The sequence below is a fragment of the Lacimicrobium alkaliphilum genome, from assembly GCF_001466725.1.
In the GTDB taxonomy this organism is placed as follows: Bacteria; Pseudomonadota; Gammaproteobacteria; order Enterobacterales; family Alteromonadaceae; genus Lacimicrobium; species Lacimicrobium alkaliphilum_B.
The window spans coordinates 3,249,818-3,263,176 of the sequence record NZ_CP013650.1 but is presented as its reverse complement, the minus strand read 5'-3'; the positions used below and the strand labels follow the sequence as shown (position 1 = coordinate 3,263,176).

The window sequence follows — 13,359 nt, the reverse complement described above, 5'->3', positions numbered from 1 at the left end:
AGGTTTATCTCCTTTCTACTGACTGTAATATAATACACTCAGCAGTATTTGTATGGAGCCCAGCAGAGAACAATCTATGAAAGAAAGTGACTGGAAAAAGTTTAAAATAATCAAGGAAAAAGCCATTGAACGATTCTGCACCCAAACTCTGGAAGAGTTCGGGCAGATTATATCGAACAGCGAAGAGCATGTTCATAACCGTTACCTTCAGCTCTATAAGCAGGTGCAGGACCGAAACAAAGAGATGGCACTTATATTTGACGGCCACAGCAGAAATAATGCGTGGTGCCAGCTTATTGCAATGCGGACCAGAGGCCTGGCAGATGAGTCATTGTTAGCCGGATTGTCTGAGGAATTTCTGCAGCAAACTGATCCAAAGCGTTTTGGCTAAAAGCTTTTCAAGCACGAAAGAATACCAGAAGCAACGCCAGCCTGGCCCAATAAATTGGGCTCTACAGCGTAGAGTCAGTCAAAATGCAGCTTGGTTTTTTTGCGCAGCCAATAGAAGCCCCAACCACCCAAAAAGCCTGCCAGCGCCTGTAAGGTTAAGCCGGTGGTGCTTCTGGCCCCGGCTATCAGGGTGATATCCATAATCGGCTGCATCGCCATCAGAATACTCAGCATGGCGACGGCACCTGCCAGGGCATACAGCAGCCCGCCTATTGGGCCTGTTTTGCTGCAAATCCAGCCAGCAACACTCAGGGCAATCAGCATCCCCGCGGCAATAATGGCACCATAGCTTGGCAATAAGCCCCACCAGTCACTCAGGGTCATCTGCAGCCGTTCAACAGGGGGGATGACGATACCCTGTTGTTCAAGCCCCGCCAGCACCATCTGACTATGGGCAATACTGGCAAGAGTGAAACACAGCAGTGTGGCGAAGATATAACGGATCAGAAGACGGACAAAGTTTTCCATTGGATCTCGCGATAACATTAACTGGAACAAATAATTGCATAGTTACTGAATAATTAACACACTGTAAGAAAAGAACGGAGAATCAGCCATCATGTCTGCCCTGAAATTTTTATTGTTACTGGTGTTACTCCTTCCCAACTTCGCGGTAACAGGCAAAACAGAAGTATTCAGCAACTACCGTATTCAGACCATCGCCACCGGATTGCACTATCCCTGGGCGGTGGTGGAGCTGCCAGATGGCAGTGTGCTGGTGACAGAAAAATCCGGCCAGCTCCGGCGTATTCTTGATGGTGAGGTGTCGCCGCCGATTCAGGGGGTGCCAGAGGTGTATTATAAGGGGCAGGGCGGGCTGATGGATATTGTTCTGCATCCACAGTACAACGCTACAGGGTGGATTTATCTTACCTATGCCCATGGTACCGATGCGGCCAATCACTTGCGCCTGATGCGGGCCAGACTCGGGGACGGCAGGCTGGTTGATCAGCAGGTACTATTCAGCGCTGAGCCCGACAAGGCTACGCCGGTACATTATGGCGCCCGGCTTGCTTTTATGGATGACAATACCCTGGTGCTGAGCAGTGGGGACGGCTTTGATTATCGCGAGCAGGCGCAAAATCCCGCCAGCCATCTGGGTAAGCTGATTCGGCTGAGTGATGATGGCAGTATCCCGGCTGATAATCCTGAGATTGAAGGCGCAGCCGAGGGGGTGTACAGCCTCGGGCATCGCAATGCACAGGGCCTGGCCTGGGACCCCTTTAAAAAACTGTTATTTGCCAATGAGCACGGACCTGCTGGTGGCGATGAAATCAATTTAATTCGCGCAGGCGGTAATTATGGCTGGCCGGTGATCACCTATGGTAAAGATTACTCCGGCGCTAATATCAGCCCCTTTACTGAATATCCGGGCATGTTGCAGCCGCTGGTGGACTGGACGCCATCTATTGCTCCCTCAGCCTTGGTGGTGTACCGGGGCAGTATGTTTGCTGAGCTGGATGGAGACCTGCTGTCTGCGACCCTTAAATCCAAAGAAGTGCGACGGGCTATACTTGATGGAATTCAAGTTAGTGAACAACAGAGTCTTTTTACTGAACTGGATGTGAGACTACGGGATATTGCTGTGGCCACAGATGGCGGAATTTATCTGTTAACCGATGAAGAATCAGGGAAATTATTAAAAGTGGTCAGAGCCGGGAACTAAAAATATCAGGGGCGAGCACTTAATAATACATTGTATTTAAAAGTACTGTGCCCCTGCTACAGAAACCTTAGTTGCAGGCGTCTTTCAGAGCTTTACCTGCTTTGAAAGAAGGCAGCTTGGAGGCGGCGATCTGGATAGTCGCACCGGTTTGCGGGTTGCGGCCAGTACGGGCGGCACGCTCGGAGATTTTAAAAGTACCAAAACCCAGGATAGCGACTTCGTCACCACTGGCCAGGGCTTCTGTTACCGCGCCGGTAAAGGCATCAACAACACGGCCGGCTGACGCTTTGGATACATCAGCGCTTTCTGCGATACGGTTAATAAGATCAGTTTTATTCATTGAATGCTTCCTTTTGTTTTACGTTGATAGTGAGCAGAAGCTAAGCTACTCCAAACTCATTATTATAGCGACGGCTGCCGGGTATATGACGGTACTCAGAGTTACCAAAAAACATACATTACCCGCGTGCACCTGGCACAGTCTTTATATCACACCCTATCTGTTATCACATCTGGCAAAGCGCGATAATGCCCCAGGCTGTGATAATCTGATTAATGGTTGTACTACGCTGCCCTGAAAAAGCAGCAAAACACATTAACGCACAACCAGACGAATCCCGCAACCCCGCATGAACTCTGCTTCGAGCTCAAGGTCAGCAAGAACCAATGGCGAATTTTGCAACCAGTCTCCGTCAAATTCCAGAAATAACTTATTTTGTTTTGCTTTTGCCTGAATTTCAGGCAGAAAATCGTCCTGCCGGCGAATATTCAAAAGCACGCCAAGCTGCAGTATGCATATCAGTCTCAGCACCTGTTCGGTGCTGTATTCGGTGAATTCCGGTAACTCATCGGTGCGGATTTTTTTGCGGTGAAAACGCACCAGGCTGGCGAGTAAGTCCTGCTGTTGCTGATTAAAGCCTGGCAGTTCGGCATTTTGCAGGACATAGGCTGAATGGTGCTGGACCCGGCGAGAGTTGATTTGCAGTCCCACCTCATGCAGCAATGCGGCCCAGCCGAGTAACTGCTGTAATTCTGTGGTCTGTATCTGCCAGTCTGATGCCACCTGTTGATAGATATTCAGAGTGGTTTGCAGTACCCGTCTGGCATGTTCGATATCTACATCATAGCGGGTAGCCAGGCTGTCCGCTGTACGTTCACGAATATCATCATGCTCGAGTCGATCTTCCATCTCATAGATGACCCCTTCACGCAGTGCAGAGGGCGAAAACACTAATTCTGTAATATTCAGGCTGTCAAAACAGGCTGCCAGAATGGCTAAACCTGCGGCAAATACCGGGGCGCGCTCTTCGCTCAGGCTCTTAAAAGGAAGTTGCTGGTAATGACCGGCATCACAACAAAACCGGATCATTTTCTCTATCTGGCTGAGATTCACAATACCCGGCCGGGCCTGGGGATCGATCTCTTCTGCAATACTGACGATGGTTTTGATTGTGCCAGAGGTGCCTGTGCATTGTTCCCAGCCGAGCTTGCGAAAGCGGCGCTGAATCATCTCCAGCTCCTGGCTTGCAGCCAACCGGGCCTTACTGAAAGCTTTGGGTCTGAGCTCTGTATTGTCAAAAAAGCGCTGGGTATAACTCACGCAGCCCATTTGCAGACTGCGCATCAGCAGCGGATTGAAGCCTTTACCGATAACAAACTCGGTACTGCCGCCACCAATATCCAGCACCAGCCTTTGTCGGCTGTTTTCGCTGGTATGGGCGACTCCCTGATAAATCAGCCTGGCCTCTTCAATCCCGGCGATAATCTCAACCGGGTAGGGAAGAACTTTGCGGGCGGCTTTGATAAACACATTGGCATTACGTGCCTGACGTAGCGTATGCGTCGCAACGATGCGTACCGAGTCGGGATTAAAGCCATACAGGCTGTCAGCGAATTGCTGGAGGGTTTCTATGCCTCTGTCCATCGCTTCCTGGCTGAGTATGCCGTTGTCATCCAGCCCCTCTGCCAGTCTGACCTTTTGCTTCACCTTATGCAGAATCTGCACACTGCCCGCATTAATACGGGCCACCACCAGGTGAAAACTGTTTGAACCGAGATCCAGCGCGGCCACATGGGTAGTATCCCTGGTCTCCAGATCGCTGAATGCGCTGTCAAGTTGGTTCATTGTGATTATCTGTTGTCTTCCAGTGCCTTCAGATAATGGTATATCTCTACCTGCGAACGCAACTTTTTCCTGTTGCCACGGCGCACATACTTATTGGTCTGCTCGGCATCAATGACTCTGGCCTTGATGGTGTCTTTAAACTGAATATTGAGAATGTCTACAATACGCTTTTTCAGCACAGGATCATTGATCGGACAACCCACCTCTATACGGTTGTCCATATTACGGGTCATCCAGTCTGCCGATGAGATAAAGACTTTCTGATCGCCGCTGTTTTCAAAGATCATCACTCTGGGATGTTCCAGAAAACGATCGACGATGCTGGTGATATGAATGTTATCGCTCAGGCCTTTAATTCCCGGGACCAGTGAACACATGCCCCTGACTATGGCCCTGACTTTAACGCCTGCCTGGCTGGCACGATACAGGTCATCAATCAGTGCTATGTCGACCAGGTTATTGATTTTCAGCAGGATCTGGGCCTTGATCCCTTCCTTGGCGTTCTGGGTTTCCTGACGGATATGCATTTGCAGGCGGGTACGGGCATTGATGGGCGATACCTGCAGATGCTGGAACTTAAAGCGCCGGTATGGATACTGAATAAAATCAAACACTTCAATGGCCTCAAGGGCCAGTTCCTGATCGCGGGTGAAGAGACTGAAATCGGTGTAGATCTTGGCGGTTTTCTCATTGAAATTGCCGGTGCCGAAGTGGGCATAATGGATCAGCTCACCGTTCTCCTCGCGGCTGATGACACAGAGTTTGGAGTGTACTTTGAGTGTCGGCAGGCCAAGCAGCACTTTGACACCGGCATCGGTCATGGTCTTGGACCATTCAATATTGGCCTGTTCATCAAAACGGGCCCGCAGCTCTACGACTACCGTTACCTGCTTGCCGTTATTCACCGCATCGATCAGTGAGTTGATGATGCGGGACTTGTTCGCCACCCGGTAGATGTTCAGGCGAATATGCTTAACGCTGGGGTCAAAGGCGGCCTGGCGCACAAACTCGGTCAGATGCAAAAAGCGGTGGTAGGGATAATACAGCAGAATATCGCCCTGGCTGATGGCATCAAACGCAGTGTCGTAATCGGCAAAGTCGCGGGTATTAATCGCCGGTAGCAGCGGATTCTCCAGATAGGCCCGGCCGACATTGGGAAAGCCGATAAAATCCTTAAAGTTGCGGTAAGGGCCGCTGGCAATCAGGCTGTCGTAGGACGAGATACTCAGCTGTTTTCTGAGAAAATTGAGCATGTCATCGGGCATATCGCCGTCGTAGATAAAGCGCACGGGCTCTGCGATCATGCGTTGCTTCATGCTTTCCGACATCTTCTCCACATAACTTTCATCAATTTCGTCATTGATGGAATATTCCGCATCCCGGGTCATTTTAAAGGAGTAGGCTTCAAGCTGGTCGAATTCGATAAAGCCACGAAAGATGCGGTCGAGACATAAGGTAATAATGTCGTCGAGCAGAATAATGTATTTTTTCTTACGGCTTTTCTGTGGCGGGATCTGAACAAACCTGGAGGTATAATCCGTGGGCACCTCCAGCAGTGCGTATTGGGTTTTCTTTTCTGCCTTACGGATGGCCACAAACAGATAGGTGGCGGCGTCATTGAGTCGCTCCACCAGCCTGACTCTGTTATTGATCAGCACCGGAGCGATGTAGCGCAGGATCTTGTTCTGAAAATAGCTTTGCAGCCAGTTTATCTGATACTCATCCAACTGGTTCTGAGTAATCAGATAAATATGGTACTTGGCCAGCCTGGCAACCACCTCAGCATGGAGCCGCTCAAATTCCTCGGTCATTACCAGCACACGTTCCTGAATCTTATCCATCAGGGCTTTGGTCTGCTCGGCGGCTTCCAGGTTTTTATCGTTAAGATGAATGTATATCTGGCGTTTTACATCGGCTACCCGCACCCGGTAGAACTCATCCATATTATTGGAATAGATCCCCAGAAAGCGGATACGCTCGACGATAGGGTTGCGTTTATCCGCCGCTTCCTGCAACACACGCTGGTTGAACGCCAGCCAGCTCAGCTCTTTTGGGTAGTAAGGCAGTGTCGTAATACTCATCTGTTTGAATTGACCGGATAAAATTGGCGAGAGTCTAGCAATAACTATTCACCTGGATAATGAAGCTTTTATGACAGCAACTGCCAATGATGTGTTTCTGACAAAGTTTGACAACAGAATCTGCCTACAACAGGCACTCAATCCTGCCAGTCAATATCCACCACCAGATCATTGGCGATCTGCTCCAGAGCCAGACTCAAAGGGGCGATATCGAAGCCTTCAGGATAGTCGATGTCGATATTGGCCTTAAATAACAGGCCCCCCCAGTTCGGTGCTGCCTCACAACTTGAACTGAATCTGATGATATTGATATTAAACTGATGTAGCACAGAAGTGATCTCCTGCACGATACCGGGTTTGTCATTGCCCATAATCTCGAGACTGGCTCTGATTGCCTGCGCCGGTTGTGATTCCCCCTCTACCAGGCGAATATTGAGCTCTGGCATGCTGTCGAGTTTATCCAACAGCGGGGCGATATTCTGTTCTGGCAACTGAATTTCCACAAAACCGGTAAAATGCCCGGCCATGTGAGCGAAATTACTCGCCAGCCAGTTACCGTCTGACTGCCTGACCTGTTTGGCGATGGTCTCCACAATTCCGGGTTTATCTTTACCGAGCAGGGTGACAACAATAGATTTCATAGACTCCACCTCTTTTGGCAATATTTTATATCTCGTTACCGGAACTATAATCCACCTTGTTGGCGCGAGCGAACAAAAACCTGATTATTTCAAAGCGTTAGTATTTCATCACCAGGATCATTACAATAAGCGGGTTTTCCAGGCGAGTGATTTTTCAGTGGATATGCCGTGCAGCTAAGCCAACATCCATCACACAAAGGCCGGGCCCGGCGCGACCGGTTTGCTGGCCGTATTATCACCATTGGTGGCCTGACGGTACTGGTGACGCTGGCTGTGTTGATTTGGCATTTGCTGTATGTGACTTCGCCTCTGCTGCTTTCGCCTTCCTTAAAGCCAGTGAACAGCTGGGCCACGCCGGAAAAAGAGCGGGTTCTGCTGCTTGAGGATCTCAGTGCCGGCCGCGCAATACTGAGCATGACAGAGGATTGCCAGCTTAATCTTTACCAGTCCGGCGAGAGTGACTCATCGCTGGAGTTGCTCAGATCCATGCCTCAACTATGCCAGCTTAATACCAGGGCTCTGCACCATGGCGGTGAGCGTTATTTATTCCAGCTCGGTGCTGATGGCGTGGTAAGAATGGAGCGCCTGATCCGGGTGGCACAGCGTATAGAGAGGATGCAGGAACTGTCTTTTCTGGTGAAACCCGCGGTACCACAAATAATTCAGCAGTGGCAGGTGGCGTTGTCTGAACGCTGGTTGGCGGTGGCCATACAATCCGACAAGCAGTGGCATGTGCATTGGGTGTCCAGGGACAGACCGCTACAGAATTTCACCCAGGAGCTTGACGGCAGCGGTCAGTTACTGCTGTTACCTTCGGTCAGAACTGCCTTGTGGTACAAAGAAGGTGAGGTGGTTTTTGCCAGTACCGATTCCCATCAGCGTATTTACACCGACAGACCTGTGGAAAAGGTTTCCGCGTTTCCCGATCACAAGGCAGTGCTGATTGGTCTTGAGGGTGGTGAAGTGCAGAAATGGTCGAGTTTTAATCAGCAAGGGCAGTTTATCTATCAGCAGATTTATACCTTGCCTGAACCTGTTTCTTTACAACAGATGCAGATGGTCAGCGGTAAGGATCTTGGTGTGATCCTGACCCGCAATCAGGAATTGTTGCTGTTTTTAGGCAGTACAGGAGAAATACTTCAGCGGCAATCGCTGAGCCAGCCCGGGCGCAGCTTCTTGCTGGCCGGGAATAAACTGTTTATGCAACATCAACAAAGCATTGAACAATGGCAAATCGATAACGCCAGTTCCATTGTCAGCTTTGAGTCCTTATGGTCAGAAGTCTGGTATCACGGTTATGAAGAGCCGGACACTATCTGGCAGTCTACCACCTCCGCCGACAACGCTCAGGCCAAATACAGCCTGGTACCACTGGTGATTGGCAGCCTTAAGGCTGCCCTGTTTGCGTTGATGGTGGCGATACCGCTGGCGCTGGGCGCGGCCATTTATACCGCTTATTTTGTGCCTGACAGCCTGCGCAACTGGCTGAAACCCGGTATTGAGATGCTTGAGGCGGTGCCCTCAGTGGTGATTGGTTTTATCGCGGCAATCTGGTTGATCCCTGTTGTCGAAGATCATCTGCTGGCTATTGTGTTGTTTCTGTGGGGGTTGCCGCTGGGGCTGATTATCAGTGCATTTCTGCAAAAACCCATCTCCAGATGGCTGAGCCTGAAGTGGCAGTCGGGCTGGGAGTTGTTGATGGCGGTGCCGCTGGTATTGCTGGTGGCCTGGTTGGCTTTTTTAATCGGCGAGGGTGTACAGGACTGGTTATGGCCGCAAGGCTGGTTCACTGACAGCGAAACCTACAGCAGTAAGAATGCGCTGGTTGTTGCGCTGGCGCTGGGTATTGCGATTGTGCCGAGTATTTATTCTCTTGCCGAGGATGCTATTTATGAGGTACCGGCTCATTTGCGTCAGGCCTCCTTTGCGCTGGGGGCAACAAGGTCGCAAACCCTGCGATATGTGGTGCTGGTGGCGGCCTATCCTGGGATCTTTTCCTCGGTAATGCTGGGATTGTCGCGGGCCTTCGGTGAAACCATGATCGTATTAATGGTGACAGGGAATACACCGGTGTCAGACTGGGATCCCTTCTCCGGACTACGAGCTCTGACGGCCAATATCGCCATCGAGTTGCCTGAAGCTGAGGTTGGCAGCATTCATTACCGGATTCTGTTCTTTACGGCTTTGTTACTCTTTGCCTTTACTTTCGTTATCAATACCTTCGCGGAACTGATCAGGGGTCGCCTGAGGAGGCATTATCAGAATGTCTGATTGGAAGTGGTTCAGGGCCCAGAAAGAAGGGTTGCCGGTAGTTTCCAGTGCCGCTCTGGTCGCTGTTATCCTGCTGTTACTTGGCGGAATGATAGGTCTGATGCTGTTTAAAGGCGCTCAGCACTTCTGGCCTCCTCAGTTGTATCAGGTGACCTTCAAGGCGCAACAAGACTCAATACAACTAAGGACTATTTATGCCACCCTGCTGGCCGATGACTTTGTTACTACCGGCAGCGAGATGCGCTGGCTGTTTAATGAGGCCAGGCTGGATCAGTTCAGTGATCAGCAATATTTGCTCCCGCAACAGCATATTGTTGAGCTGAGCACGCCTGAATCCCTGATGGACATTCAGCTTACTAACGGTAACCGGTTGTTTGCCAGGTTGCAGGCGGTGGTTTACGACCAGCAGCTGATTGATTTTGAGCAGACAGAGGCAAGATGGCAACAGGTCAGGGCCCAACAGCAGCAGATTCGTGAACTGACCGTCAATGCACTGGCACCTGTGCATCAGCAACTGGCAGAGCTTGACAGGCGAGGTGTAGAAGATGATGCACCGGCACGATTGCGGCTGCTTCAGGCCTATGAGGATATCAATCAACAAATCACCACCTTACAGCAGGAGACCGACCGTTATCGGGTTCGGGTCAGTTTTGCGGATAATTCGGAATATTCCCTTGCCCTTGCAGATATTGAGGAATACCGGCTGTTAAATCAGTTATCTGCTCTGCAGAAGGTCTCTGCAGCGCTGGATGCCATGTGGCAGTTTGTCAGCGAGAAGCCAAAGCGCGCCAACAATGTGGGAGGCGTATTTCCCGCATTGTTCGGCACTGTGGTTATGGTGTTGATGATGACCGTCATCGTCACACCCTTAGGTGTGTTGGCGGCAATCTACCTGAATGAGTATGCGCCGGCTAACATGCTCACTTCTTTTATTCGCATTGGTGTTAACAATCTCGCCGGTGTGCCTTCTATTGTTTATGGGGTATTCGGACTGGGCTTTTTTGTCTATCAGGTGGGCGGCAATATCGACAAGTTGTTCTTTTCCGAACAGCTACCCGCACCGACCTTTGGGGCACCGGGGATTTTCTGGGCGGCTCTGACCATGGCCATGCTGACTCTGCCGGTGGTGATTGTGGCCACTGAGGAGGGGTTACGCAGGGTGCCCAATAGCCTCAGACAGGGGAGTTTCGCTCTGGGCGCCACAAAATTTGAAACCATCTGGCGCACGGTGATCCCCATGGCCAGCCCCGGCATAATGACCGGGGTTATTCTGGCGATTGCCCGCGGTGCCGGAGAAGTTGCGCCTTTGTTATTGGTGGGGGCGGTTAAATTTGCCCCCAGTCTGCCGGTGGATGGCGAATTTCCTTATCTGCATCTGGAGCGCCAGTTTATGCACCTCGGCGTGCTGATTTATGACGGTGCCTTTCACAGCAATAATATCGGCCATGGTTCGTCGATGATGTTTGCCTCATGCCTGTTATTATTGCTGGTGGTACTCACCCTGAATACCATTGCGGTGATGGTCCGCGCCCGGTTACGTCGTCAGTATCTGGCGATGTCCAGGTAGTTATGCGGAATTGTGCTGTGGCTGAATAAAGAGTGATAAATGTTTGATTATTTTGATTTAGTAAAACCACAAGTCAGTCTGGATAACCTGCCGGCAGACCAGGTGGCTATCGATGTGGTGGGACTGACGTTAAAGTTTGGTCAGACCCGGGCCCTGCACAATATCAATATGCGCATTCCGAAATGCCAGATTACCTCACTTATCGGTCCGAGCGGTTGTGGTAAGTCTACCCTGCTGAGCTGTTTTAACCGCCTCAATGATTTGACCCCCGACTGCCATGTAGAAGGTGAGGTGCTGATCAATGGCCAGAATATCTACCACCGGAAACAGGATGTAGCATTGTTACGCACTCAGGTGGGTATGGTGTTTCAGCGGCCTAATCCTTTTCCTATGTCTATTTATGACAATCTGGTCTACGGCCTGAAGATCCAGGGAATTCGTGACCGGCGCACGCTGGACAATGCGGTAGAGCAGGCACTAATCGACGTGGCCTTGTGGAAGGAAGTCAGAGACAGGTTATTTGATTCGGCCCTGACTCTCTCAGGTGGTCAGCAACAGCGACTGGTGATTGCCCGGGCGATTATCCTGCAGCCTGAGATCCTGCTTCTGGATGAACCCACCTCGGCACTGGATCCTATCTCCACCCTGACCATTGAAGAGTTAATTTATCAGCTCAAGGAAAAATACACGGTATTGGTGGTGACCCATAATATGCAGCAGGCTGCGCGGGTGTCGGACTTTACCGCCTTTTTGCATCAGGGCCACCTGATAGAATATTCCGATACCAATCAGCTATTTACCCGGCCCAAACAACAGCAAACCGAAGAATATATTACCGGCAGATATGGGTAGATGAGGGTCTAGGTCGGGTTTCAACCCGACAGTACCGGTCTGACATCGTTGTCGGAAAGAATTCCGTCCTGCCTAACCCCTCACTCTTTTTCGGGCCTTATTTATAGCGATATGTTAAATTCGCGATGCATTTTCGCTGGTAAGTAATAATGGCTTATGCAAGAAATTAAACTTAATACTCATATCTCCGGCCGCTTCAATCTGGAGCTGGAGAACCTGCGCAATTCCGTGCTGACCATGGGCGGTATGGTTGAGCAGCAGCTTTGTGACGCCATTGCCGCACTGCGGGACAACCATATGGCGCTGGCAGAGAAAGTCATCGTCAATGACTTTACGGTGAATGCCATGGAAGTGCAGATCGATGAAGAGTGCACGCGGATTATTGCCAAGCGTCATCCTGCCGCCAGTGACCTGCGTCTGGTGCTGGCCATTAACAAAACCACTGCCGACCTTGAGCGAATGGGGGATGATATTGAGCGTATTGCCAACCTGCTTATTAAGGGCAGCCTGCCTGTTTCTGAGGATATTAAAAATGGCATGATTGCCACCGGCAACCATGTTATGGAGATGCTCAGGAGAACCCTCAATGCTTTTGCCAGGCTCGATGCTGAGGCGGCCCTGGAGATCCATATGGGCGATCAGGAGATTGACGAGCAATACAAGCAATTACTGACCCTGGCTGTTAGCGAAATGCAGCAGGATACGGAGTCATTGCCACAATGGCTGGAAGTGTTGTGGGCGATGCGGGCACTTGAGCGGGTGGGAGACAGATGTAAGAATGTTTGTGAGTATATTATTTATCTGGTTAAAGGTAAGGATGTCAGACATATTTCTCGTGAAGATATGCAGAGAAGGCTGGCGGAGCTTCGCCAGAGTTGATTAATTTGCCTGAATGCAAGAGGCTCTGCTGCAATTCAGTATTTGAGTTACTCGCGTGCAACACTGTCATAAAACTGAAATATTTCTGTCATATATTCTGGTGTATCATGCGCCGCACATATAAGGGTTAACGTTGTGTCATTTATGTCTACAAGTGGATTCCTTGAGGTTTTTGCCAAATCACCGCTAAAGCCTCTCGAAGAACATATCAATACCGTTCATGAGTGCAGTCAGGGGTTGAAACCCTTTTTTGACGCTGTTTTCAAAAAAGACTGGAAACAGGCGGAGAAGTGTCAGCACGATATCTCTCATCTGGAGAGAAAAGCCGATGCGCTGAAACATGAACTTAGGGTCAACCTTCCGGCCGGTATCTTTATGCCGATTCAGCGCCAGGATTTGCTCGATTTGCTCACCACCCAGGATAAAATCGCCAACCGGGCCCGGGACATTTCCGGGCTGGTACTGGGGCGTGAATTGCAGATCCCTGAGCCGATGCAGGAGGATTTTGTTAAATACCTTCAGCGCTGCCTGGATGCAACAAAACAAGCCAAGAAAGTGACTAATGAACTGGATGAATTACTGGAAACCGGTTTCCGTGGTCGCGAAGTGAAAGTGGTGGAAGAGATGATCAACGAACTGGATCAGATCGAAGATGATACGGATAAAATTCAGATCAGTATCCGCCGCTCGTTATGGAAGCTGGAAGACCAGCTCAACCCTGTTGACGTGATGTTTTTATATAAAATCATCGAATGGATCGGCGACCTGGCCGATATCGCTGAGCGTGTTGGTTCACGCCTGGAACTCATGCTAGCTAAGTAAAGGCC

At 50.3% G+C, this 13,359-nt stretch carries 12 protein-coding genes; 7 read left to right on the top strand and 5 right to left on the bottom strand.

Annotated elements, in window-relative coordinates; all coding sequences use genetic code 11:
- The first annotated feature begins 52 nt into the window (after positions 1 to 52).
- On the top strand, positions 53 to 391 hold the full coding sequence (locus tag AT746_RS14785) for a hypothetical protein (protein WP_062481653.1): 339 nt from the start codon (positions 53 to 55) through the stop codon (positions 389 to 391).
- Positions 392 to 465: 74 nt separating this feature from the next.
- On the opposite strand, the gene AT746_RS14780 is transcribed toward AT746_RS14785, so the two are convergent.
- Positions 466 to 918 carry a hypothetical protein gene (locus tag AT746_RS14780; RefSeq protein WP_062481650.1) on the bottom strand — a complete coding sequence of 151 codons (453 nt, stop codon included), beginning with the start codon at positions 916 to 918 and terminating at the stop codon, positions 466 to 468.
- Positions 919 to 1,009: 91 nt separating this feature from the next.
- On the opposite strand from AT746_RS14780, the gene AT746_RS14775 reads away from it, so the two are divergent.
- Positions 1,010 to 2,116 (top strand): PQQ-dependent sugar dehydrogenase, encoded by a 1,107-nt coding sequence (locus AT746_RS14775; protein ID WP_062481647.1) that lies wholly within the window; start codon positions 1,010 to 1,012, stop codon positions 2,114 to 2,116.
- Positions 2,117 to 2,183: 67 nt separating this feature from the next.
- Here AT746_RS14775 and AT746_RS14770 read toward each other — a convergent pair whose 3' ends face one another.
- From AT746_RS14770 to AT746_RS14755, 4 genes are all read right to left on the bottom strand, one after another.
- Positions 2,184 to 2,456: an HU family DNA-binding protein gene (locus tag AT746_RS14770; RefSeq protein ID WP_062481643.1), complete on the bottom strand. Its 273-nt coding sequence runs from the start codon at positions 2,454 to 2,456 to the stop codon at positions 2,184 to 2,186.
- A gap of 255 nt (positions 2,457 to 2,711) precedes the next feature.
- Positions 2,712 to 4,241 carry an exopolyphosphatase gene (ppx, locus tag AT746_RS14765; protein WP_062481640.1) on the bottom strand — a complete coding sequence of 510 codons (1,530 nt, stop codon included), beginning with the start codon at positions 4,239 to 4,241 and terminating at the stop codon, positions 2,712 to 2,714.
- 5 nt (positions 4,242 to 4,246) lie between these two features.
- Entirely contained in the window at positions 4,247 to 6,322 is a 2,076-nt protein-coding gene (ppk1, locus tag AT746_RS14760; protein WP_062481637.1) for a polyphosphate kinase 1, read from the bottom strand.
- A gap of 137 nt (positions 6,323 to 6,459) precedes the next feature.
- The gene (locus AT746_RS14755) at positions 6,460 to 6,963 is read right to left on the bottom strand and encodes a glycine cleavage system protein R (protein WP_062481634.1); all 504 of its coding nucleotides are present in this window, start codon (positions 6,961 to 6,963) and stop codon (positions 6,460 to 6,462) included.
- 168 nt (positions 6,964 to 7,131) lie between these two features.
- On the opposite strand from AT746_RS14755, the gene AT746_RS14750 reads away from it, so the two are divergent.
- The 5 genes from AT746_RS14750 to AT746_RS14730 all read left to right on the top strand — a co-directional run bounded on the left by AT746_RS14750 (position 7,132) and on the right by AT746_RS14730 (position 13,354).
- Positions 7,132 to 9,234: an ABC transporter permease subunit gene (locus AT746_RS14750; protein ID WP_062481631.1), complete on the top strand. Its 2,103-nt coding sequence runs from the start codon at positions 7,132 to 7,134 to the stop codon at positions 9,232 to 9,234.
- Positions 9,227 to 10,801 (top strand): phosphate ABC transporter permease PstA, encoded by a 1,575-nt coding sequence (gene pstA / locus AT746_RS14745; RefSeq protein WP_062481629.1) that lies wholly within the window; start codon positions 9,227 to 9,229, stop codon positions 10,799 to 10,801. Before AT746_RS14750 ends, pstA begins: the two co-directional genes overlap by 8 nt.
- Positions 10,802 to 10,840: 39 nt before the next feature.
- A complete protein-coding gene (gene pstB, locus AT746_RS14740) occupies positions 10,841 to 11,653 on the top strand; it encodes a phosphate ABC transporter ATP-binding protein PstB (protein ID WP_062481626.1) in 813 nt (270 codons plus the stop codon).
- Between the two features lie 156 nt (positions 11,654 to 11,809).
- Entirely contained in the window at positions 11,810 to 12,532 is a 723-nt protein-coding gene (gene phoU / locus AT746_RS14735) for a phosphate signaling complex protein PhoU (RefSeq protein ID WP_062481622.1), read from the top strand.
- A 144-nt stretch (positions 12,533 to 12,676) separates the two neighbouring features.
- Entirely contained in the window at positions 12,677 to 13,354 is a 678-nt protein-coding gene (locus AT746_RS14730; RefSeq protein ID WP_062481610.1) for a TIGR00153 family protein, read from the top strand.
- The last annotated feature ends 5 nt before the right edge of the window (positions 13,355 to 13,359 follow it).